The 23,811-nt window shown below is 38.1% G+C and carries 19 protein-coding genes; all 19 read right to left on the bottom strand.

Going from position 1 to position 23,811, the window contains the following annotated elements; all coding sequences use genetic code 11:
- Positions 1-22 precede the first annotated feature (22 nt).
- Complete coding sequence (locus tag ID165_RS04620) at positions 23-493, bottom strand: nucleoid-structuring protein H-NS (protein ID WP_192349211.1); 471 nt, start codon at positions 491-493, stop codon at positions 23-25.
- 487 nt (positions 494-980) lie between these two features.
- Positions 981-2,615, bottom strand: coding sequence for a hypothetical protein (locus ID165_RS04615; RefSeq protein ID WP_192349210.1), 1,635 nt, complete (start codon positions 2,613-2,615; stop codon positions 981-983).
- A gap of 41 nt (positions 2,616-2,656) precedes the next feature.
- Complete coding sequence (locus ID165_RS04610) at positions 2,657-3,808, bottom strand: glycosyltransferase family 4 protein (protein WP_192349209.1); 1,152 nt, start codon at positions 3,806-3,808, stop codon at positions 2,657-2,659.
- Positions 3,809-4,170: 362 nt separating this feature from the next.
- Complete coding sequence (locus ID165_RS04605; RefSeq protein ID WP_192349208.1) at positions 4,171-5,139, bottom strand: Gfo/Idh/MocA family protein; 969 nt, start codon at positions 5,137-5,139, stop codon at positions 4,171-4,173.
- 123 nt (positions 5,140-5,262) lie between these two features.
- Positions 5,263-6,411: a DegT/DnrJ/EryC1/StrS aminotransferase family protein gene (locus ID165_RS04600; RefSeq protein WP_225586984.1), complete on the bottom strand. Its 1,149-nt coding sequence runs from the start codon at positions 6,409-6,411 to the stop codon at positions 5,263-5,265.
- Positions 6,404-7,006, bottom strand: a complete 603-nt coding sequence (locus tag ID165_RS04595) for an acyltransferase (protein WP_192349207.1) — start codon at positions 7,004-7,006, stop codon at positions 6,404-6,406. Before ID165_RS04595 ends, ID165_RS04600 begins: the two co-directional genes overlap by 8 nt.
- A 292-nt stretch (positions 7,007-7,298) precedes the next feature.
- A complete protein-coding gene (locus ID165_RS04590; RefSeq protein ID WP_192349206.1) occupies positions 7,299-8,564 on the bottom strand; it encodes a hypothetical protein in 1,266 nt (421 codons plus the stop codon).
- Positions 8,561-9,739: a glycosyltransferase family 4 protein gene (locus ID165_RS04585; protein ID WP_192349205.1), complete on the bottom strand. Its 1,179-nt coding sequence runs from the start codon at positions 9,737-9,739 to the stop codon at positions 8,561-8,563. The genes ID165_RS04590 and ID165_RS04585 overlap by 4 nt, the downstream gene beginning before the upstream one ends.
- Positions 9,736-11,097: an oligosaccharide flippase family protein gene (locus ID165_RS04580; RefSeq protein WP_192349204.1), complete on the bottom strand. Its 1,362-nt coding sequence runs from the start codon at positions 11,095-11,097 to the stop codon at positions 9,736-9,738. Before ID165_RS04580 ends, ID165_RS04585 begins: the two co-directional genes overlap by 4 nt.
- A gap of 184 nt (positions 11,098-11,281) precedes the next feature.
- Complete coding sequence (locus tag ID165_RS04575) at positions 11,282-11,995, bottom strand: WecB/TagA/CpsF family glycosyltransferase (RefSeq protein WP_225586983.1); 714 nt, start codon at positions 11,993-11,995, stop codon at positions 11,282-11,284.
- A gap of 27 nt (positions 11,996-12,022) precedes the next feature.
- Positions 12,023-13,126 (bottom strand): glycosyltransferase family 4 protein, encoded by a 1,104-nt coding sequence (locus ID165_RS04570; protein ID WP_192349202.1) that lies wholly within the window; start codon positions 13,124-13,126, stop codon positions 12,023-12,025.
- 272 nt (positions 13,127-13,398) lie between these two features.
- Positions 13,399-14,607, bottom strand: a complete 1,209-nt coding sequence (locus ID165_RS04565) for a glycosyltransferase family 4 protein (protein WP_192349201.1) — start codon at positions 14,605-14,607, stop codon at positions 13,399-13,401.
- A gap of 25 nt (positions 14,608-14,632) precedes the next feature.
- Entirely contained in the window at positions 14,633-15,766 is a 1,134-nt protein-coding gene (locus ID165_RS04560; protein ID WP_192349200.1) for a glycosyltransferase family 4 protein, read from the bottom strand.
- Positions 15,767-16,702: a glycosyltransferase family 2 protein gene (locus tag ID165_RS04555; RefSeq protein WP_192349199.1), complete on the bottom strand. Its 936-nt coding sequence runs from the start codon at positions 16,700-16,702 to the stop codon at positions 15,767-15,769.
- Positions 16,703-16,704: 2 nt separating this feature from the next.
- Positions 16,705-17,925: an O-antigen ligase family protein gene (locus tag ID165_RS04550; RefSeq protein WP_192349198.1), complete on the bottom strand. Its 1,221-nt coding sequence runs from the start codon at positions 17,923-17,925 to the stop codon at positions 16,705-16,707.
- Positions 17,926-18,002: 77 nt separating this feature from the next.
- Positions 18,003-19,148, bottom strand: coding sequence for a glycosyltransferase (locus ID165_RS04545; RefSeq protein ID WP_192349197.1), 1,146 nt, complete (start codon positions 19,146-19,148; stop codon positions 18,003-18,005).
- Positions 19,141-20,373, bottom strand: coding sequence for a glycosyltransferase (locus ID165_RS04540; RefSeq protein ID WP_192349196.1), 1,233 nt, complete (start codon positions 20,371-20,373; stop codon positions 19,141-19,143). Before ID165_RS04540 ends, ID165_RS04545 begins: the two co-directional genes overlap by 8 nt.
- A 203-nt stretch (positions 20,374-20,576) precedes the next feature.
- Complete coding sequence (locus ID165_RS04535) at positions 20,577-23,021, bottom strand: polysaccharide biosynthesis tyrosine autokinase (RefSeq protein WP_192349195.1); 2,445 nt, start codon at positions 23,019-23,021, stop codon at positions 20,577-20,579.
- A 6-nt stretch (positions 23,022-23,027) separates the two neighbouring features.
- The gene (locus ID165_RS04530; RefSeq protein ID WP_225586982.1) at positions 23,028-23,753 is read right to left on the bottom strand and encodes a polysaccharide biosynthesis/export family protein; all 726 of its coding nucleotides are present in this window, start codon (positions 23,751-23,753) and stop codon (positions 23,028-23,030) included.
- Positions 23,754-23,811 lie beyond the last annotated feature (58 nt).

Below are 23,811 nucleotides of genomic sequence, written 5' to 3'. Positions count from 1 at the left end.
AATTAATTTTTCGGGTGGGCGATTATTTTCTTCTAAGCTCCAATTCAGAAACCTTTCCGTTGGCATCCATTCGGATGTCGCTGATGTAATTAAGGTTCTTCTTTGTGTCTTTCAGGTATTCCAAGTATTTCTTTATGGTAGTAGGCTCATCATAATCCTTAATACCATTTTCCTCATGAATAACAATCAAAACAGGGGTTTCTTGATTAGAGAACATACCAAGAGCTTCTTGGATAGTCTGATTTGCAATGGATGCATTGCCCGCAGCAGCTACACTGTTGAAATAATTTTCCAACTTCTCGGCAGCGATTTCTTCAGCTGACGATACAGGTGCAGCCGGTGGTGCCACTTCTTCTTGAACTTGCTCCACAGGTGCAGGAGGTGCCGGTTGCGCTGCTTTCTTTTTACTCTTACACGCACCCATGGCCAGCATAGCCACCAAGGCAATCATAAGTGAGCGATTAACCGAAATTGAGAACAATTTGTGCTTCATTTGAGGGATTTGATTAAGATGATGAGGTTTTTTTAAATTTTAAAACAGGGAATTCCCCTACTTCTTGATTTGGGTGCAAAGTAAATAAAATCATACGATTAAGTGACAAATGCCATTCCAAAACAAAAATGCTTTTGTTAATATTTTCAAATATCTTCCGGGCGGCTCAGGATTCTGGAGAGTGCTACTTCTCCAACACACCTTTCCACACCGCGGGATAAGCGTTGTATTCCTTTATCAATAAGTGATCCAATGATTTCAGAAACGGTAAAAAAACACAGCAAAACTGGCTGGAAAAGCCTCAAAACCCTATAAAAATACCCTATATAGGGTATTTTTATTGTGCCATATATGGCCCAACTTTGATCCATGTTAAGTTTTAATTAGGGCAATAGCCGAACAAAAAGACCCAGAGCTTCTCTGGGTCTTTTTATTTTGGGGGATTTCCGACTCTTAATTTACTGCCAAAAAGTATGGGTTCTGTGTTCTATTTTTTACGGGTAGATGCATCTATCAAGAAAAACTTCTCGTGATTGTCCACATGATGAAAACCTGAGAGGTTTGGAAGAAATGAAGGGTAGGCCGAAACAATTTTCTCTTCTCTATAATCATCCAAAGTAAGTTCTTTTATTTCATTGATATTCACCCCATAGCCATACTTTCCGTATACATTTCTCTGACTTGGACGAAAGTACTTTCCCTCTTTTTTATATATTTTTCCAGCGTTTCTGGCTATACGTGCGTCAATAATTACCGGATTTTGCAGATGTGGATGTATTATATCCATCTTGAGTGAATCAACCTGATAAATGTAAAGGTCAGAATTAAGGTCAAACCAAAACCCTTTGCTGAAGAAAATCCAAGCCTTCCCATCGCCATCTCTCATGAAATTGACATCTGCTAACTCTTCCCCCTCAAATGCAGTAGAGTAAAGTTCCCATTCAAATGGAAACCGAACTGCTCGATAGACTTCCAGTCTCTTTTTGGCGCAAGTCTCAGGGATCATGAAAATTTCCCCTTGATCTTCAAAAACATTAGGATAAGACATGTGTGTACCATCGTTAATCACGTCATGTACATTTGAGACTTTACCGTTCTCCAGTATCCCTACGCTTATACAAGCTATTCCTAAATCAAATCTGTATCGCTCGAAAAACAGGTATTTCACCCCATCTTTTTCAAATAAAAACGGATCTGCCCAAAACTCTCCTTCAGGCAGTGGTATTTCCTTCACTCTAAAAAGCGGAGCATGGAGAAAGTCTCCCTTGCCTATGTATAATTTCCACAGGTTCTCGCCTCTGGAGGGTGTAAGCTTGAGAATAAACATCCCAAAGAGCACTTTGTAAAACTTGAAAAGGTACGCTAATGTAGCTGGCGCTCCAGGTGTACGGTACAAAGGATGGCTATAGGTAAGTGAATGGGAGGTGGAAAATTTATCGAATCTCAATTTCCTAATGTTCTTCAAAATCAGCTGAATAGATGAGAATTGGATAAACTGTCGGTTTTTACTATGTGACCAACTAATATTATAAAAACCTTTCTCAATAATTCTCCCTCCGTCCAACTCAGGGGTGAGCTGCTGCAGTGTCACTCCAATAGACTCATGTCCTTCAACCACTTCCCAGAATCCCGCAGGCCCTCCTCTATTCACAGAATTATCACCGTGATGCAAACTCCAAATCCCATATTTGGGTACATTTAATATATCTCCCTTTATAATATTGAACTCATGCCTAAGGATAATATCCAAATTCAAATATTTGATTTTTTCGCTTTCCGAATCTTCAAAAAAATCCACAAACCCTCTACGCACTGGAGACATTGTAAGCCTGGGCACATTATCAAACAATAACTTGACTCTTTCAGAAGGTACGTTGACTGGCTTGAAGAGTTTCTTCTCTATAGTTTGTTGCCATCTCCAAAGGAAATTTCCAGGCCAAAGTTTTCTCAGTCCCTTGGCTCTATTTGGCTCTGTGACCTCTGGTCTTCCATCAAAAATCAGAATGGAAATTTCTAAGAAACCCTCTTCCACTATTTTGTCAAAAAGGTCAATCTCCCAGTGATCGAGCTGGGCAAGAGGTTTTGTTAAGATCCCAATTTTTACCTTTTCAGTGTTTGGCATTATACAGTATGATTCTATAAAACAAGATTATGCAGTTTGGCTCAATTCATATTTATAGGCCACTTCTCTAGTCCATCGGTTTCCACCTTAGGTTTTGTCTGTTCAACGACTCCCCATCCTTTCAGACATGGGAGGTCTTTCATGATCTTCATTTTAATGAATCTTGGAGTGATAATTTCCAAAATAATACCTGTAATCAAAACAATAAGGCAAATAAGAGGCAATATTAGATTATCAGAAAAATCCCGCAATACAAAAACAGTAAGCAGCACGAACACCTGACCCATTGCCAAAATCAACACCACTTTAGGCTGTTTCATTCCAAAGCGGACCAATAAATGGTGGAGGTGGTTTTTATCAGCTTTCATCGGATGTTTGCCGCTGGAGATTCTTTTAGCAAATACTCTGGCCATATCAAATAAAGGAATCAGTACCATAGCTACTGCGAAACTAAAATTAGGTATGATTTTAAATATATTCTCCGCCGGTAGGTTCGAATTAATATTCATAAAAGCAACAATCAAAACCGCAAGAGCAAAGCCTACGGGCAATGAACCCGTATCCCCCATAAAAATTTTGGCTGGATGCCAGTTGAAAGTCAAAAATGCCAAGATAGCTCCCAGTAATCCAAAACAGAGAATAGAATATCCAACATAGTCAACCGAATTAAACCAAAATCCCATGATTAACAATGGTAACATCGCAATAGTCCCTGCCAGACCATCAATTCCATCAATAAGGTTGTATGCATTGGTAATAGCAAACAAAGTCACTACTGTAAATAGGAAGCTGACGAATTCAGGTAATTCATGCACTCCGAGAAATCCATAAAAATTGGTAACACGAATATTGGCGAAATAAAATATCAAGAGCAAAGCCCCAAGCTGCATCACAAGCTTGTGAATTGCGCTTAAAGGAGAGAAATCATCTCGTATTCCTATAAAAAACATAATTACAATAGATAAAAATACAAATCTCATAGATCCCGGGGACATATACCATCCCCATATTCCAAAAGATGCCAAACTTGAGAAAATAATAGCAATCCCTCCCATGGAAGGGGTAATCTTACTGTGGATTTTTCTTCCACCTGGTATATCACCAATATTTGCCTTTTTGAGAATAATTATAAGAATAGGCAATATAAGTACGCACAGCCCGAAAGCAGAGATCAAAGATAAAAGTTGGTTCATTTAGAAGTAAAATTTTCCTGCAAATACTTGATTAAGATTAATTTTAAATCACAAAATAACGTCAAATTTTAAAACAAAACAATGCATTAGATTTATTTCAAGGTAAGAACTGTGATTGACTTGAACGATTTAACCTAAAAATAATTTAAATTGACAGACGAGTTAGCAGATAAAGTTGGTTTCACAGTCATGACAAGAAATTTAATTTCTTCAGTAAACAAAGGCATATCTTATAAGCACATATGTTAATTTAACAATAAGCTTTATGAGCACTTAAGCAAAGCTGAATGCATTTCAGTAATCAAAAGCGAATTCATCAACTCTTCAATTAAAATTAGTTGGTATTATTTAAAATCCCATGCTCAGAGTACTTGAAATGGATGTTCGACTAAGGGCAATTTAGCCAAAGGATGATATTCCCCATTTAAGCCTACTGTCTCAGCATGTCTGATTTGATGTACTACCTCTATCGCAGCACGTGTATCGGTGATATTGAATCCTCCTCCATTAAGAATATCTTGATACGTTGCTGTATGCAAATCCGTAAAACCTTCGCTAAATTCAAGTTCTTCCCCTTCTATAATAATGGATCTATAGGTTCTCTTCCCTGCTTTTACAGCGGCCTCTGGCAGACATTGGTCATTGATACTTAAAAACCATCTCACTCGGGCTCTCTCCAAATCCATAACTCCACATGCCCTGTCATGAGTATGAACATTAACTGTCTGCGATTTCAATTCCCCAAATATCCAAATCAGCATGTCAAAAAAATGGACACCTATGTTAGTAGCGATGCCCCCTGATTTAGTGATATCACCTTTCCATGAAGTATAATACCACTTACCTCTCGAAGTAAGGTAGGTTAGATCTATATCATAGATTTTGTCCTTAGGACCGTTTTCAATTTTCTGTTTAAGTTCTTTTATTGAATTATGGAGCCGCAACTGCAACACCGAATAGATTGTATTACCTGTTTCTCTTTGGATTTGCTCTAGAGCATCAATATTCCAAGGATTAAGCACAATTGGCTTTTCACATATTACATCCATTCCGCTTCTCAGTCCAAACCGAATATGACTGTCATGTAAGTAATTTGGGGAGCATATGCTTACGATATCAACCGCCTTTTGCTGCCTCTTTAACTTTTCAATATGTCTGTCAAACCTTTCAAACTCTACAAAAAAAGAAGATTCCGGAAAATATGAGTCCATAATTCCCACTCCGTCATAAGGATCATAGGCAGCTGCGAGTGTGTTGCCTGTTTCCATTATTGCCTTCATATGTCTAGGAGCGATATAACCAGAAGCTCCAATCAGCGCAAAATTCTTCATTATTCAATTCATTTAGTGATACTCACAATTGCTATTAATACAAAACATTTATTTCTTCTCAAGCCTCTTAATCATTATGATTCTATACCTCTTCAAACCGACAGGTCAAAAGGCTCCGCCGTCTCAATTACCAGCCAGTTCTTCTTTCAATAAGGAAACAATGTAATCAAGCTGTTCCTGAGTCATTTCTGTATGAATAGGCAATGATAACACCCTAGAGGGAAGAGACTCAGCAACAGGAAACTGCCCCACTGAATTTCTATCACTTCGGTAAGCTTGCTGCTGATGAATAGGCAGTGGGTAATATATCATTGTGGGAACGCCTTTATCAGCCAATCTACTTCTCAATTTGTCCCTGTCAACACCACCAGTAATTAAGAGAGTATACTGATGAAATACATGGCTACCATTCCCTGCCCTCTTTGGTGTTCTCAGAAACTCAGACTCCTTCAATTCCCTGTCGTAATAATCCGCAGCTAACTGCCTTGCAATGTTGTAGCTATCCAAATAAGGGAGTTTTACCCTCAAAATAGCTGCCTGTATTGCATCCAATCTACTATTCACACCTACTACATCGTGGAAATATTGAACAGACTGCCCATGATTTGCAATCATTCTCAACTTATTGCACAGTGCCTTATCATTGGAAAACAGCGCACCCCCGTCTCCGAAACATCCCAGATTTTTGGAAGGAAAAAACGAGGTACACCCGATATCCCCCATAGTTCCAGCTTTAGCAATACTTCCATCAGTAAAATGGTATTCTGCCCCCATGGCTTGAGCCACATCTTCTATTACAAATAGCTTATGCATTGTTGCAATGGCTAGAATTCTTTCCATATCAGCGCACTGCCCAAAAAGATGTACGGGAAGAATAACCTTGGTTTTATAAGTAATAGCCGCTTCAATTAGATCTGGGTTTATAAGAAAAGTCTCAGGGTCTACATCTACCAATACAGGCACGAGTCCCAAGAGTACAATTACTTCAGCAGTGGCAGGGTAAGTAAAGGCAGCAGTGATCACCTCATCTCCTGGACTAAGATCCAGTCCCATCAAAGCGATCTGTAATGCATCGGTGCCATTTCCGCAGGTCACAACACCCTGGACATTGAGGTAATCCTGTAGTTCAGTCTGGAATGATTGAACTACAGGGCCTTTGATAAATGTACTTTGATCTATGACTTCCTGAATCGCAGTGTCAATTTTCAGTTTGATCTTTTCATATTGACCTCTCAGGTCGACCATGCTTATACCATTGATCTTTTCACTCATTTTCAGCGATTATTTTTATCACACGTTCATTTTTAAGGAGATATTTCTCGCCGCTTTCCGGGCATATTGCCTCGTGATTACCATCGAAAATAAGTTTGTGGCCGTATTCGCTCATCCATCCAGTCTGTCTAGCAGGATTACCAATGACAAGCGCATAAGGCAAAACTTCCTTAGTCACTACAGCTCCTGCTCCTATAAAAGCAAAATCTCCTATATTGTGACCACATACTATCGTGGCATTAGCCCCTATGCTGGCACCTCTACCAACATGCGTTCTTAAGTATTGCCCTCTCCTATTAACAGCCGATCGGGGATTGACTACATTGGTGAATACCATACTTGGTCCCAGAAAAACATCATCTTCACAAGTCACACCTGTGTAAACACTCACATTGTTCTGAACTTTGACTCGATTACCTAAGATTACTTCAGGGCTAATTACCACATTCTGGCCTATATTGCATTCCTCGCCTATTTGACAAGACTCCATGATATGGCTGAAATGCCAGATTTTACTGTCCTTTCCTATTTTACAATCGGGGTTTATAATTGCTGTTTCGTGAGCAAAAAACTCCTTTTTAAGATTGTCTCCCATAGTAGTTAAGTTATTATTTTTTTGCTATTGGTTTTAGGAACTTGATAATTATTTTATGCATCCATTCTGCTGGGAAAGAGACTAAAACATTATATAATTTGGCCTACAATTGAATTGGGACCACTTCGGAACCCACCACATAACAGTCAGTCAGGTGACTTGATGAATCAAAGAAATTTTGCCTATTGGTACCAGCGCAGATAATCATACTAATTAATTTATATCAAGGAGATCCTATTTCAAGGCATTACTTTAAATATTAAACGCAGTAGTAAATGAGGAAAATTCAAATTTAAGCGTTAGATCTATTTCCCCATTTATCCTTCACAAACGTTCCTTGCTTCAACAATCCTTTGAAAATTCTTTTATATTGCTCTACAACCCGAATAGGATCTACAGCTGACCACAGCCTGTTTTCATGACTTGGCTGAATGGTATTAGGAAAATCAAGAAATAGCTTTTCGAGACCATTTTCGATCTGTTTTCTATCGGTATTATCCAGCAAATAGAATCCATTTTCATTAGCAAAATAATCCGCTGTTACGCCATTTTTTGGTGAAATCGCTATGATAGGCTTCTTCAATGATGCATAATCCGATAATTTGCTCAGCATCAGAATCCCTTCAGGATATTGAGCTTCCAGTATGATCAAAAAATCAAATTCAGCCAACCGTCGTGTCATTTGAGCATATTCCAATGGCTTATGGATAACAATAAACTTCTTTAGCCCCATCGATTCAATTTCAGGCAAAAACTTCTCCTGGATTACACCAAAGACGTGAAATTCAAAATCAATCCCCTTTTGAACCAGAGATCTCAGTGACTCAAGCAAAAAGTCTAATTGAATATTATCCAACATATTACCTGCATGGGCTACTCTAGGGATAGGCCCTGGCTTATAATCCAGTGTAAAGTCAGGATAGAAGCCAATGTGGGGGACAATCTCTGTTTTGGCATAGAGTCCCTTTAAATTCGTATTGAGGAAATGGTGGTATAGTCCTTCTGAAGGAAAAGTATTCATGTGTGCCTGAGCAAATACCCTTCTAGAGATGTACTTAAAAAGAAAAGAATTTTTAGCAGAAACAGGATTTCCCAACGGTCGGATGTCATCAGTCGGATCATTCCAATTTGCAACAATAGGTATATCCCAAAACTTGGCAAGCCTAATTCCAAGCAAATGAGGAAACAGAGAGGGCATCCGACTCATAACTAAGTCAAAGGGCTTATCCTTATGTAGCTTGTGCGCCAACTTCTCAGCTTCAATTCCCCATCGAATTCCTTCTACCGGAAATTTATAGTAAAAAAGCCCCTTTACAGTTAACAGCACATCGTTTAAATAGGATCGCTTTCGAATTTCAGGATAGTGGATCTGTCCTCTTATTGAAGACCAAGTGTCAGACCATGTCGCTGCATAGTATGTACTTGCCGGTCGTGCCAGCACTTGGATATCCATTCCTTCATTTTTTAATGACACCACCAATTTGGCGTTAACGAGTGCCTCAGAAAATTCGTAGGGAGGAAAGGCAGTGGTAATAAATAGAATTCTAAGTGTATTCATTTGTAAAGTCCTAACGTACGTAGTATTTTACGGACGGGTCTGACTAAAAACAGCGGTAATAAAGGAAAATCTTCAAGAATCTCTTTTTCCAGTTTCTTGCTTTTGTTGACAGTAATAGACCGACGCTTGCCCCCCTCAATAACCCTCATGTAGTCTTTCATCATCACATCGATGGAAAATTTATCCACTATTGTACGAATCGCTTTTTCTCTCATATGCAGAATCCGTTCTTGATTATTGTAAATTTCCAAAATATTAGAGGCAAATTCTTCATAGTTAGAAGGTGAAGCCAAAAACCCATTTTCCCCATGATCTACTATTACATCCGTTTGTCCGGCAAGACGGTAAGCCAGAGGAATCAATCCACAGATCATCCCTTCTTTCATCACTAGAGCACCACTTTCAAACTTGGAAGGAAACACCAAGTATACATAATTAGAAAGTACGTCATAGACATTATTGGGATCAATTTCCCCCTTTAAGTGAATATAGTGCTCCAACTTATTCTTTTTGATTTTTTCTAACAGTAGCTCTTTATCAGGCCCTGAACCGTAGATATCAACTTCTAAATCGGGAATTTTATTTAAAACCAACTTAAATATTTCCGGAATATCTAAAACACCTTTCTCAAAATCGGTCAGCCTTCCCAGATAGACGAACTTTCTTTTTCTGGACTTAGAAGGAGCCACAGCAGGAACATCAAGACAATTAGGGATAATATGGATCATATCCCCATTGACCTTATATTCATGGATCAGGCGCTCAGCCAGCAAGGGATTTACACAAATAATGCCTTCTATTTGACTGCTGTTGAAGGAAGCATTGTACAGCATGGATTCCAAGTTGCCATGAACTATAGGGAATACCCTGGTTGTAGGGGGCAAAAGACCCAAGATACTGTGAACATATTGCACATCGTTTAAAAAAAGTAAATCATATTTCTTTAAATGGTTAAGCATCCTAAATGCATGCTCCTTTTTACTTTCCCAAAAACGCGGCAATACCTTCACCACGTGTACACCCATCATTTGGAATTTGTCACTCCACAGTCCTTTTTCGTTAACCTCTATCACAGTGGGTTCGTAACCCTCTTTTACCAGACCTTTGTATAGGGTTAAGACCACCCTCTCTATCCCTCCTATCATCAGTGCGTAAGTCACTATACCTACTTTCAATTTCTTGTTGGTTGAAGGGATAATTTTCTATAATAACTAAAATACACCCAAAACAGAATAAGTAGATAAACTATAAAAGCGATCAATCTGGCAAGAACCAGTCCCATTGAAGAAAATGACAGTAAGACGAAGGTAAGGCCTACAAAGCAAATACTCCATGCTCCAAAGATCAGCAAACTAGTCCAAAGTCTTCCACATGCTACAAGCACATTATTCAACACAACGCAGAGTGACTGTGGGATAAGTGTGAATACTGACACAAAAATCAAGAACCCTATTCCAGCATATTCTGGCCCATATATTCTTGCAATATTCTCACCAAAAAATAAAAATATTAGGCATATAGGGATAAAAATCGCAAGGATCGTAAGTGAAGCACTCTTCACTATTCTATTTACTTGATGGTATTGCTTCTTTGCCCATAGGTCTGAAAATATGGGTAAAAAGCTGCTTACTAATATATAAGTTATAAAAATAAGCACACTGAACCATTGATTTGCTACATTAAAATCAGCAAGTTCATCGTAGCCCCCTCCGCGAGTAGCCAGTAGTGACATCGTGTACCAATTGGTCGGGAATATTAAAAGTCCTGACAGCAAAGAAGGCAAACTATAATTGAATAAGATCTTGTACTCCTTCAATGCTCCCGAAAACATGATCTTCAATCGCGAACGGGTCAGAAGTTTCCTCACCAAATAGAAGGTAGCAAGATAAGTAATCAGTGGCTCCACTGTCATACCCAGCACCGCACCAAAAAAACCAAACCAATATGTCAGAGCTATTTTAACCAAAGTGAGGCAAATTCCCAGTGCAATCCCTAGGAAAGAATTTTCCTTAAAAGCCTCAAGCCCATTGATAACACCATATTGTGCTCCATTCATGGATCCGAAAAGCATACCTGTAGCCATCAATCTGAGGCTGCCTTCAAGATGTGGAGCTTCCAATGAATTCTCAGCCAATAAGCCAGCTGTAAGTTGGACTACAATAAATATCAGAAAACCCAATGTCCCTGAAAACAAAAAGGACAACCCAATAATTCTACCTGCTCTTGGTTTATCTAAATCTCTAAATTCAGCAATGTGTTTGGTGGCAGTTTGAGAAATACTGAATGTAGTAAACATTCCAAACATAGCAATGGTAGTATTAAGCATACCGAATTCCCCATAGGCCTCTTTACCTATTAATCGAATGATTATTACCGTTCCGACAAAAGACACTCCTTTACTAAAAAAATTCAAAATTGCATTCCAAAAAGACCCCCTAAGGATTCGCCTGAAAATTTCTGATGAAAAAGCTCTTAATAAAAGTGCCTGTATTTTTGGATAAGCGTGAAACTTATCAATCCAATCGTTATTCATTAATTATGGGAAATCCAAAACAGAATCCATTGCTTGCCTTGAGGATAGTTCTGATTTATTTGCAATAATTGTATATTTATCAACGCAATGATAACCAATTAGTTATGACTATATTTACTATTCCTTTTCCTTCTACTTAGGTAAAAAGCAGGCCACAATAAAATCCATCCTATTTATCCATTGATTACGAGGAGGCAGAATAACGTGAATTAATCAAGTGCATAACGAATTTGGGGCTGGAAATAAATGTTCTTTTCCACAAACGCTTAGGCTCAATTAACAACCTAGGCAACCACTCAAGTCCCATGTCAATCCAAAGTTTGCTCGGCCTCTTGATAGTACCGGCGTAAAAGTCAAATACAGCACCAATTGAACATATAATATTGACATCAATTAAATCTTTATTTTGAAGCACCCATTTCTCCTGTTTTGGAGCAGTCATCCCTACAAATAAAACATCTGGTTCTACTTCAGCAATAGTTTTTCTAATATGCACATTATCCTGTTCTTCAAGTGTCGGTTTAAATGGAGGACTATAGGAATGAAATTCTATATTAGGATATTCCTTTTCCAACCTGATTCTAATTTTGTCTAAAGTTTCATCCTTAGAACCTAAATAAAACACCTTACCTCTGCCTTGATTTAGCAATTCAAGCAAATGAAGATGTAGGTCATACCCAGCAACTTTCTTAATTTTGATGCCATACATCAACCGAACAGCCCATACTATCCCAACCCCATCCGGTAATAGCAAATCCGAAGTAGTCAGAGCCCGTTTAAAATCAGAGTCTTCTTCCGCAACACAATAGGAATGTGGATTTATAGTATTAATTACACATTGTTTGCCTCCCAAAGAGTCAGGCAAATCAGTTTGTATAATATAATCTTTAAATCTCACCTCCATTGCTTTAAACTTATAACCTCATCATTTGTTTATTAAGATCCTATTATTAATTATGTTCAAAAAGCTTTTTTCAAACTTCTCAATGGTAAATTTTTGATTGAAATCCTCCAGTGCCTTCCTGCCCAATAAAGACCTGAAATCTTTGTCTTTTAACAATTTAATAATTGCGAACGACAATTGCTCAGGGTTTTTAGAATCTATAATAAGACCATTTATATTATTCTGAATTATAGAAGGGATTCCACCCTCATTTGTAGTAACTATTGGGAGTCCAAAGGACATTGCTTCCAACAGCACTAAAGGAAAGCATTCCTTCTTATAATAGGTAGGAAATACGAAGATATCGGCGGATTGGATCAGCAATTCCTTTTCGACCCCGAATCGTTTGCCTAAATAGACAACCTTTTTTGAAATTCCCAAGGCATCAATCTTCTCCTGCAATTGAACAGCAGAAAAATCCCCTTCGCCCCCTACTATGACACATCTATATTCTATCCGCTGCTTATTAAGTAATACCAAGGCTTCAAGCAAATCAATTAGTCCTTTCTCTATCAGAAGATTTGATAGAAACAAGATAGTCAATGGATCTTCACTTTGGTTGGCAATTGGCTCTAGTGTTGAAACTGGAATTCCATTGTGACATATATGCGTACGATCCAAGGTAACGTATTTGCTAACATCCGGGTACAGCTCACTAGCCAATAAGATCACCTCTGTATTTTTGAAAAAATGTCGGTACAACCAATTATCAAAACTGAAGTCCTGAAATCTGGCACATCCCTTGTTATGAAAATGAACTATAAACTTACCTGAAAGTGATTTGCACAACATAGCAAATGGCCAATCCTTATAAAAGCCCATACCTCCAGCGGTGGGGGTCATGTAGGTAAATTCTGGACGGATACGGATCAACTGAACAAGCAGTCGAAAAAAAAGGCCTACAATTCTGATATATTTTAACAATCCTTGCCCTCCAATTTCGTCTACGGACTGAGAGATGTTCAGATTAATGTAAGTAATACTATAGGATTTATTTATTAAATCACTCTCTTTCAGATACTTACCAACCATGGATGCACCATGAATAGGAGGAGGAACTGACAATAAAAAAAGGGCATGCTTCATTCTGCTAAATCCAATTGGGGCACAAAGATAATCTTTTTCCTCTTTACAATTGAAGACAGCAATTAAACTTCCGCTACAAGTAAAATCATTCAGTTCAAAACACTGAGAAATAGAATTATTAATAATACCGCTGATAAGCTAATTAACTAAAAACAACTCCTGAAGAAGGGAAATCACCTCGTGTTCAAATCGAAAACATTGGAAATTATTTTTCAATTTTTATACAACAACGGACTAAGTTATCTTACCTTCTTAAAATAAAAACTAAGAATCTATTTTTTCGAACGATCTTTAAAATCGGCCACAGCCTTATTGTAATATTCCAAAAACTGCGGGATAATTTTTTTATCTGCAAAATTCTCCTTTACATGGCAGATAGCATTAGTTGAAATTTTAACTTTCTCCTCAGGGTCTAACTCCAATACATGTTCTATTTTTTCTGCAAGACCTACAGCATCTTTCGGAGCAACTAAAAACCCACTTTCCCCATCTACTATCAGTTCACTCATCCCACCTTCGGAACTTCCGACCACCAAAGCTCCCGAGTACATTGCTTCTAACACTACTAGCCCCATAGCCTCCCAATGTGAGGGAAATACAGCCACACTGTGGCTCTCATAAATATACGCTAGTTCTTGCTTATTGATATGGCCTGTAAATGTGCACCAGGTATTATCCTTTAAATCATGCTGAAGTTTCTTCCCAAAAGTCCCCAACTTACCGACAATAGTCAGAGTAATATTCAGGCCCTTTCTTTTTAAAACCTGACAAGCTTCTACTAACTCGCCAACTCCTTTTTCGTAAGAAACCGTTCCCACATAAAGAATTTTAGAGGAAAACAAGGAATCGTTTGATCGGCTGAACTTCCAATTTTTCAAATTTATGGGATTGTAGAGTACTTCAATTTGATTTTGGGGAATCTTAAAATAAGTGGAAGTCCAGTCCTTCAGACTGGCAGAACATGAAGTAATATAGTTAGCATTACCAAGCATCCTTTTTTCAAAATACCCTGTAAAGAAATTAGGAATTAAACCCATCCTAAATTTAAACACTCCACCATTAGTCCGGTCTAAAAGGGAGCTGGTTTGAAGGCGGTAAACCACAGGGTAATCAAACTTTCTAAAGAATACCGACTCAGCACCAAACTCTGGAACTTCCAAGACATCCACGTTCTTTAACTTCAAAACCTCTCGAAGAACTTTCATGCGATACGAAAAAAAACGAAAAAAAACCCTAAACTTCTTCATGGTTATCAATCCAGGCTCTATCTCAGGAATTATAAAATCGCCACCTTCGAGGTTTACCTTGGTAAATCTGCCATTTGCAGTAAAAGAATATTGTGTGGTATCATCAGAAGCAGTAATTAAAGTAACTTGATGCCCCTGTTCCAAAACTAAGGAAATTAGATCGTGGAGATAGGTGGCGATCCCCCCTCCTCTTTTGGAATCATGATATTCTCGTGAAACAAAAACAATATGCATTCTATATCTAATTAACTTGTAAGGCTCAATTCTTCGCTGAAATTGCTGAAGAAATTCTTTTGGCTACTTCTTTAGGAGAATAGTTACTTTCAATTTCTACCGACTCCCTTCCCATCGCAAGTAAATCTTGTGAATGGAAATATGCAAGAGCTTCAAGAATTGATTGAGGATTTAAGGAGTCAAACACTTTTCCGTTTCTGCCTTCTTTAATCAATTCAGGATAGCATCCATTATAATATGTAGTGGCTACGGGTAAACCACATGCCATAGCCTCTGGAACTACAAGACTCCAATTATCCTCCAAGGTAGGCATAATAAACACATCCGCCTCTGCATAATGTTGATAGATATCGTCGTAGTCTATCGAACCAAAAAGTCTAACTGAGGACAAATAACGAGTACTCTCTTGGACTTTTTCCCGTAACACCCCATCACCTATTATCAACAATACATCATCAGGATACCTAGTTGTATGAGTTGACCAAGCTTGGCACAATTCCAGTATTCCCTTTCTATATATTAGTTGCCCTACAAAAAGATAGGTAATTCCTTTTCGCTTCAGCCCTTTAGATTTTTTTTCCTTGGCCTCATTTACTCTTATTGAGAGATTTGCGCCGTCCGCAGACATGCAGCCTTCAACTAAGGGTTTATCATTCGCGTTTATTTCAGCTTTTAGATATTCTGTAGTCAACGAACCATTCACAAGATAGCCAGACACAAACCTATTGATAACCCTACGGTATATCTTTCTCCAAAGTGGACAATTTCTCTCTGTGTGAAATGTCCGCTCATAGGCTATCCAGAATGGAATTTCCCTTTTCCGGGCATAATATGCAGCCACTGGTGTCCATTGGAAAAACCCCTCTCCTATTATTAAGTCAGGCTTAATTTCTTTTATAGCCCGAAGTAATCCCGCTTGGAAGGGAATCTGAACTCCCTCATTAGAGAGTTCTCCCTGACGACCCAATTTTAAAAACCACTCCCCTTCCAGACCATAAGAATTTGTTCCCAAAGCCCGCTCCACTTTATCAATGACACGTTCGGGGATACGATTTTTAGAAAAAAGTACATTAAAGTCCCCATTTAAGCAATTATTCAATTCTTGATAAAGCGGAACTCTATAATCTAAAAATGAGGGATTTACCCAAAGTACTTTCATCTAAACAGGCTTATATATTTTCAAAATAATCTTCTTGGACACTTTAGCCGGCAATAAAGATACAAAAAGAAGGATTATTAATTTAAGTCGTTCCCTCGAGTGAGAGAATGCCTGAATGAATTTTCGTCTGGCATGAGTATTTTTCCCTAATTCCAAAAGTATAATCCCTTTACTTTTATACCATCTACCCAAGTATAAAGTATATCCTACTTTTCCCGCTTTTAGGGCAAGAGGTAACAACTCCAACATTTCTCTCCCAATAGGATCCGTATCTGTTTCTCTGATTACTGCAGCACCGGCGTTAGCCGTATGATAGATATAATTTCCTAACGGGCGCTGGGAGTAAGCCAAACGATGACGAACCATAAGTCTAGTCCATGTTAACAAATCTTCGCCGGATTTTATTCCTACAGGAAAACCTCCTACTTCCACCAATTCGCTTTTTTTTATAGCTATTGCTGAAGAATTGATGGGAGGATGTGAAGATGCAGCAACTTCAAAGTAATTCTCTACTACACCATGATCTTCCGAAAAATTAATAAAATTTAATTTCGCATACTCTATTTTTCCTGAAGGATAAACAAACTTGTAAGAGGTGGCCAATACCTTCTCATCGGGAAAAAGACTATGTAAATATCTGATTTCCTTTAGAAACTCAAAATCCCACTGATCATCAGCATCCAAAAAAGTAACCCAGTCGTAAGAAGCGAGTTCAACTCCCCTATTTCTTGCAGCAGAAACCCCCTGATTGGATTGACAGACCAGCTTAATAAGTGGATTATTTAATCGCTCAACTAATCTACAGGATGAATCTTGACTTCCATCATCAACTATAATGATTTCATCTGGACGTTCAATCTGATTAAATACAGATTTAAGTGTCTCAAGTATTGTCTCCTCTTTATTGTATAGAGGAATAATCAATGAAACTTTCATAATTACAGATATGCCAGCCCCCTTTTGCTAGTAGAATACGTTATACCTATCATCGCAAAAAAATAATTAGGAAAGAAAATAGTGTATTTGAGTATGTTGTCCGAGTACATAAAAAACGCAAAACCTAAGAACAGTGTTAGTGTTGCGCCCAACACTACCTTAAAGAGTGGTATAGTATCTTTAAAATAAAGCTTCATCAACTGAATAAATGTAACGGAAAAGCCACCCAAAAGGCATAATAACCCTAACCAGCCATAATTATAGCGAACAGAAAGGTAGTCATTGTGGGCCTCGGCAGATGCTTCTCCTGCAAGTTCACTTAGTACAGCATTATCAGATCTAGGACCATTTCCAAAAACAGGATTTCTTGCCAATCCGGGTTCCAAACCCAATTGCCACGCAGTTCTACCATTGGTATTAAGATCATTCCCAGCCTCATAATAGTTAATGCTCAAGTCAGAAATTTCTCCTTTCCCATCATGGAAGGTCTTTTCCTGAAAGGATTCTGAACTAAAAACTATTGCAAATAATATTAAACCCAACAAAGCATATGGGATTTTGGAGGAAATACTTTCATTGGAAAAGTGGGCTACAAAAGAAGTCACAAAAACCAAAATGGCCATTCTAGTCACCGAAAGAAAGGGCATCATAAAAAGGATCAAAAATATAATCAGGAATTTCTTATCTCGAAAAACATAAAAAACCCCCAATGAAATGATGGCCATTACATAAAGTAACATCGGGGTGGACGCCATATGGGGGGAATACCCTGTAACTATAAAATATACGACAAATAGTAGAAAAACTACAATGATTAACCTTGCGAATTGCTGATATGCCCAGAATAATTTAGGCCATGAATATGTAAATGATGAAGCAACAACGCCGACAAATATGGGTAAAACATATTGGATGGTAAGCTGTAGCCCTATAAAGGAAAAATCTACCGATAAAGCTATAATCAGGTAAACTATCCAAAATACCCAATTGAGCAATGGGAAAGCAGGTCTTTCCATCGAAAAAAGTAGATAAATGGTGACAAAAAAGCAAATTATCCACGAAATTCCAGTCCAGTTGAATCCAAAGAATAAACTCGGCAACACAGGGAATATCGAATTCAGATACGGAATCAGTGAACAGAGAAACAGCGTATTGAAGAACAGCTTAAAATTCTTGTCAGGAATTTCTGTTCTTACACTGAAAAAGGTAATTAGCTGTTCCATCCGATAATTTGGATTAACTCAGGGTGAATGGATAACAAATTGATTTTGAATTAGCGCACAATTTAGAAGGATTTTTTTTAGGAATTACACAAAAGATCGTAAAGCTTAGCTACCTTCTTTTTGTAGTCGGTATAATCAAATCTTACCTTGATAGATTTTCGGGCAGCTTGTCCCAACCTTGCTCTCAGAGAAGGATCTTTGATCAAACTTCTCAGTTTTTCCGCAAGCTCAGTGGTGTTTTCTACGGGAAACAATAGGCCTGTCTCTTGATCCGTAATTACCTCAGCTAACCCAAAAGTATCTGATGCTACCACGGGCTTACCAATGCACATAGCCTCGGCAGCATAAAGACCAAAAGCTTCAAAACGAGATGGAACCACCACAATGTTCATCTGTGCCGTGGCAGGTAAGACTTCACTTGGAGCTAATTTCCCATAAAAGAGAACTGCCCTCCCAATTCCAAGGTCAGCCACCATTTTCTTTAATCTCAGTTCATCGTCCCCTTCACCATAAATCAAAAGCTGAATCCCTTCACTATCTTTCTTCCATAAAATATAAAAAGCTTCAATCAAGGTATCTACCCCTTTTACATAATTAAGTCGGCACACTGTTCCTATACGAATAACTTCATCAGTCGACTGCATGGACGATAACTGGGATACTTCTAGATCAATCGCTGCTGTATCCAAGGAATTGTAAATAGTACAATGTCTAAAAACTTTCTGATAATTCTTCTCCAAAGAAAATTCATGGCTAGATCCAAACCAAGATTCCTCAGTACTCTTGGAAACTGACAGAAAGGAAGTGCATAATTTTGAAGCAGATCTTAAAATGAAACCCGAAAATCTGCCATGAGATGCTGTTTTTGGTTGATGCACAGTAGCAATTACTTTCTTAACTCCCGCGAGTCGGGCGGCTACAATGGGTAGCGCGCCAGGAGCCATATACTGTACATGAAAAATAATCGGATTCAGAGTGCTAATTACATTAACCAGGCATCTGATAAATTGAACCGCACCCATTGACCTAGACCACTGTAGTAATGTGACTCTGGCTCCTGTCTCTTCAAATTGCTTTACCATCACCGGATCAAATTCAAAGTAACAAATCACATCTACTAGATATGTTTCAAAAACAAGTGCTTTGACCAGACTCAATGTTTGGATTTCAGTGCCTCCAACAAGAAGACAAGGAATCCCTATTCCTACAACTTTTTTAGACAAGGCTTTTCAAATGATTGGCTAAAATCAATGTCTGATTTTTCCGTGTAAAACATGAAGGATCAGAGTCCAGTTTAGTTCTCCAAGTGTCTGTCAAATATTTCTGTACAGCATCAGTCAAATAGACCTTCATCTTATCCACCGAATCAATAATTTCACCCACTTGATGTTTTTTTATTAATGCATCTAGCTCAGAGGAGTCTCCGGGTACACAAATAATGGGCTTTTTTACACCTGCATATTCAAAAAACTTCGTAGTCAATACACCTTCTCTTCCTTGATTAGTAATAAGTAGTAAAGCATGGCTGTTATTCATTACAGACACAACTTCATCTAAGGGAATTCTTGGGAGAAAGTTTACAAAAACTTTATTTTCAGGCGTTAAATACTGAATTATCTTGGAATAATCTACCCCATAAAAATTTACCTGAAAGTCATCAGAAGTTAATTTCCTTTCCCTCCTCAATTCGGTAAGTGCTTGAAACAATACTGTTGGGTTATGGTACCACTCACTTAAGATTCTGCCAAGGTATGATATGGTAAACTTATTTTGCTCTGGCTTCTTATCTGAAGGATTAAAAAACTCATCATCATACCCGTTGAAAACTACTTCCGTCTTTTTACCCAGCTTCTTTGAAAGAATACTTTTATGAAACTCAGATACGGTAATAATAAGATCAGCTCTCCTAGTACAGAGGTATCTTCTAATAAGCATTCTATGTTCATGAAGCTTTACTCTTAACGGGCGCTTCTCGAGCATTTCCTGCTCATAAATATCACGAAAGTCCACTACAAATTTGCAATCCGCCTCTTCGGCTAATTTTTCACCCAATGTAACCCCCCACTGATCAGGAGCTGAGGATAAAATCAAATCAAACTTCTGTTCAGAAATCAGCTTTCTCCCAATCGGTAAGGCTTTCTCATAAAAACCGGCAGGTGAGGAGTATTCAGGCAAGATTAAATGCTTGATTTTATCCTTTAACGATCTATTTTTAAGATATGATTCCTCATCTGGAGTACTGATTCTGATAACTCTTTCTTTAAGATTTTCAGGAAGCGCAATTGACATACCCTCATTTATAACCTTATCTTCTGAAGGAAGATATCTGGTCAAGACCCAAACTTCCATATTCTGGAGAGTCAGGTATTTTGCAAACATAGTAGGTCTCACTCCTCCAACATAAGCTTGAGGTGCAAAGAAAGGACATATAATTAGAATTTTGTTCAAATCACCTACGAAGATAGTCAACTAATTAGGCTTTCAAAATCAGAAACAAAGATCCCGTCGTTGTTTATTCAGAAAGTCTTTTACGATTGCGGAAAGTTGTGCTGAAGACATGGTCTAGAATTGATTTCATACATACCAATCAGGGAGAGGAAGTCTATGTAGGCACGCTGCCCCCTGCCAAAAGGAAGCAAGAAATTCCTATTTTATGAAGGTTTTTTCTTGCCAAGTATACGACTTAGCGTACTTGGTTTATCTTCGTTGTAATACCCATAATCTTTTCCATAGCCGTAGCCATAGCCGTAGCCATAACCGTAGCCATATCGGTGGTCAACCTGAAAATCATTAAGGACGGTATATATTCTTTTAATCCCCTCTTTTTCTCTAAGGCTCTCAACAACTTTGATATTGGCTTTGTCAGAATATTTGTGTCTGAAAACGAAAATATTGATATCCGAATATTTAAAGAGTTCCTTTGTTTCTGAAACCAAGCCTACAGGCGGGCAATCCATCACAACTATATCATAGCTCTCCTTGATCTCTTCCATCATTTGAGCAAAGGAATCCTGTAGAATAAGCTCAGCAGGATTTGGAGGAACCGAACCTGAAAGTAAGATATCCAGGTTTTCAAATCCACTATTCTTCACAGCATTTCTCCAATTCATCTTCTTGCTCAGTACTGTACTGATACCCTCTTTGTTTTCCAATCCAAAATCTTGGGCTATTTTAGGTTTTCTAAGATCAAGACCAAGAAGGATGACTTTCTTACCTGAAAGCGCATATACAGATGCCATATTAATAGCACAGAAAGTCTTACCCTCGCCTGATACTGAGGAAGTGAACAAGATTACTACCTTACTTTTGTCTGGAATCAGGTAAGACATGTCCGATCTCAATGATCTAAATGACTCCGTAACTCCTGACTTGGGACTTTCCAATACAACTCGGGAATGGTCAAGAGTTCCTTTACCAATAATTCCCAGAAAAGGAATCTCCAAATGCTTCTCTAGGAAGCGTGGATCATCTACCCTATTATTAAAATAAGTCTTGATAGTGATAAACATAAATGGTATTCCTAACCCAACAAAGAACCCAATAATAAGATTAAGCGTTTTTTTAGGGAATACAGGAGCCAAGCTAGATCTTGCTGCGTTCAGTATGGAGTTTTTAGGAAAGTTAGATGCTTTAGTGATTTGGGCTTCGTAAAGTTTCTCTTGTAAGTAAACGTATATAGACTCATTGATTTCGAACTGACGTTGAATACCTACCAATCTTCGCTCAGTTTCCGGAAGCTTATTGATTTCCCCATCAATAGAATCTATTCTAGAAGTCAATTGGGAGATGGTCGCTTTAATATTTGAAATTGCCGAATTTACATTTTCAGAAAGTACCTTCCTGGTATTGGCAATCCTAAGGTTAATGTCTATGACAGCAGGATTCTGGTCAGAGTAACTTGCCGAAAGACTAGTCTTTTCAGATTGTAGCTGAATAAGATTGCCTACTAGGGTATTCAGTAAGCTATTATCCATATCAGCAATAGATGGAGCCATTAATGCATCAAAATCCTCCCTATCAAGGTATTCCTTTAACTGATTGTAATAACGGAGCGAAATATCAGCCTTAGCCCGCTCATTTTCAAGCTCTAACAAACTCTCATAAACCCTGGATCCCTCCTCACTTAAGTTAAAAATCTTATTATCTGTTCTGTATTGTTGCAGTCGATTTTCAAAGAATGTAAGAGAATCCGTAATTCCACTAAGTTGATTTTGAATAAACAAAATAGTGGCATCTGAGGCCCTGTTTTTCTCAGCAAGCTCTCTTTCCAAATAGGCATCCATCAGATTATTAAGATAATTCTCACCTCTTTTTCTAATGCCTGAGTGAAGAGAGAGCGATAAAATCGAAGCTTTCTCATCCACTAACTGCACTGAAAGGTCGTTGGCCATATCCAGTGCTAATGAAGGAGTATCAGTTATCCTGAAATAAATTTCCTCTCCTGGCAAGGCTCCTGCATTTTTTACTGCAAATTTAGTGAAGTCATTGACTATCAATGAGTCAAAAAAATATTCTCCATCAAATACTGACTGTTTATTCAGGTTAGTGTTATAGAAGGGATCCGAAGGATTATAAACAGACAGTCCTTCCTCTGCCAATGTTAGTTGATACTTGCTAGAATCAACCACTTTCAATTTAAACAACCCTCCCACAACCTGAGGATGTTTCCAGTCCACGTCAAGCATCACAGGTGTATTTCCATACACTTGGGCTTTTTGAAACACTCCATCTCTAAAATAGGAAACATTAAAATTCAAATCCTTAAGTGCCTCTTCAGCCAAAAAAAAGGACTTTAGAATCCAAACTTCATTTTGAGTATTCACTTTATTATTACCCAAACCTGCAGAACTGAATAAATCGGCGGTTATATCCGGTTTTTCTTCATTTAGAATTATGGTACCGTTGATCAAATAAACAGGCATCGCATACTTATTGAAAAAAAATGCCAGGGCTACACAAACAATTACACTGACAAAGAACCATTTCCAATACTTGGTATAGTTGAGAATAATAGCCCTTAGGTCAAAATCTTCACTAGATTTTGATACAGTAAAAACTGGGTAATTATACGGGGTATTCGACTGATTGGTGGACATTGAAAATTACTTTGAAAGATTTAGCACCAAGGCGGCGAAAGTAAAGAGCGTAATCAATAAGGTAAGGGTTTGGGCAGCATTTTCGCCCGCGCCCACTTCTCTTACTTTAAGTGGCTCAGCATACAGCTGGTCATTTGGTCTGATGAAATAAAAGTCACTGTACAGAAGGTCTCGGTCATTAAGATTCACATCGTAAATCTCACTTCCGTCGGCATATTGTCTGATCAGCTTTATATTATCTCTTTTAGCCAAAACAGTTAGATCTCCAGCATTGGCAATTGCTTCAAAAATAGTCATTCTATCCTGAAGTATCACGTATTTTCCAGGAGCTCTAAATTCTCCTAAAGCACTGTATCTGATACCTCCTAACTTAACTCTAACAAAAAAATCACCCCGAATGTAAGCTTTAAGGTCTTCTCTGATTTGTTCTTTTGCTTCATCCAATGTCAAGTTGCTTACTTTGACCTTTCCTAATAGGGGTATATCAATAAAACCGTTTTTGTCTACAGTATAACCGGTCATGTAATAAACATCCCCTCCGCCCTGTCCAGGCTGCATTCCCATAGTCTGCCCAGTTTCAGCGGTATTAAGGCTAAACCCTTTTCTCAAAATCTCGTCATTGGTAATTACTTTCACATCCACGATGTCATTGAACTGCAATCTGTAATCCACCATATGGTGAGGTATCCTTTTTCCTGATTCCAACGCCTCATTATTACTTTGGTTTTGCAAATAGAGGACTTTTTTATTAGAAATGCAGGAAGTAATGAGTCCTAAAAAACAAAGGAAT

Origin of the sequence: Algoriphagus sp. Y33 (genome assembly GCF_014838715.1) — a bacterium.
Classification (GTDB): Bacteria; Bacteroidota; Bacteroidia; order Cytophagales; family Cyclobacteriaceae; genus Algoriphagus.
Note: the sequence above shows the minus strand (reverse complement) of the source record. Positions and strands in the feature narration are given on the sequence as shown.

What these genes read in the sequence shown, in the direction of transcription:
- ID165_RS04560 (WP_192349200.1), bottom strand. Translation starts at nt 15,766, where the DNA reads ATGAAAGTACTTTGGGTAAATCCCTCATTTTTAGATTATAGAGTTCCG.
- ID165_RS04550 (WP_192349198.1), bottom strand. Translation starts at nt 17,925, where the DNA reads ATGGAACAGCTAATTACCTTTTTCAGTGTAAGAACAGAAATTCCTGAC.
- ID165_RS04600 (WP_225586984.1), bottom strand. Translation starts at nt 6,411, where the DNA reads ATGAGTGAAAAGATCAATGGTATAAGCATGGTCGACCTGAGAGGTCAA.
- ID165_RS04595 (WP_192349207.1), bottom strand. Translation starts at nt 7,006, where the DNA reads ATGGGAGACAATCTTAAAAAGGAGTTTTTTGCTCACGAAACAGCAATT.
- ID165_RS04555 (WP_192349199.1), bottom strand. Translation starts at nt 16,702, where the DNA reads ATGAAAGTTTCATTGATTATTCCTCTATACAATAAAGAGGAGACAATA.
- ID165_RS04580 (WP_192349204.1), bottom strand. Translation starts at nt 11,097, where the DNA reads ATGAATAACGATTGGATTGATAAGTTTCACGCTTATCCAAAAATACAG.
- ID165_RS04620 (WP_192349211.1), bottom strand. Translation starts at nt 493, where the DNA reads ATGAAGCACAAATTGTTCTCAATTTCGGTTAATCGCTCACTTATGATT.
- ID165_RS04615 (WP_192349210.1), bottom strand. Translation starts at nt 2,615, where the DNA reads ATGCCAAACACTGAAAAGGTAAAAATTGGGATCTTAACAAAACCTCTT.
- ID165_RS04610 (WP_192349209.1), bottom strand. Translation starts at nt 3,808, where the DNA reads ATGAACCAACTTTTATCTTTGATCTCTGCTTTCGGGCTGTGCGTACTT.
- ID165_RS04590 (WP_192349206.1), bottom strand. Translation starts at nt 8,564, where the DNA reads ATGAATACACTTAGAATTCTATTTATTACCACTGCCTTTCCTCCCTAC.
- ID165_RS04565 (WP_192349201.1), bottom strand. Translation starts at nt 14,607, where the DNA reads ATGCATATTGTTTTTGTTTCACGAGAATATCATGATTCCAAAAGAGGA.
- ID165_RS04605 (WP_192349208.1), bottom strand. Translation starts at nt 5,139, where the DNA reads ATGAAGAATTTTGCGCTGATTGGAGCTTCTGGTTATATCGCTCCTAGA.
- ID165_RS04570 (WP_192349202.1), bottom strand. Translation starts at nt 13,126, where the DNA reads ATGAAGCATGCCCTTTTTTTATTGTCAGTTCCTCCTCCTATTCATGGT.
- ID165_RS04535 (WP_192349195.1), bottom strand. Translation starts at nt 23,021, where the DNA reads ATGTCCACCAATCAGTCGAATACCCCGTATAATTACCCAGTTTTTACT.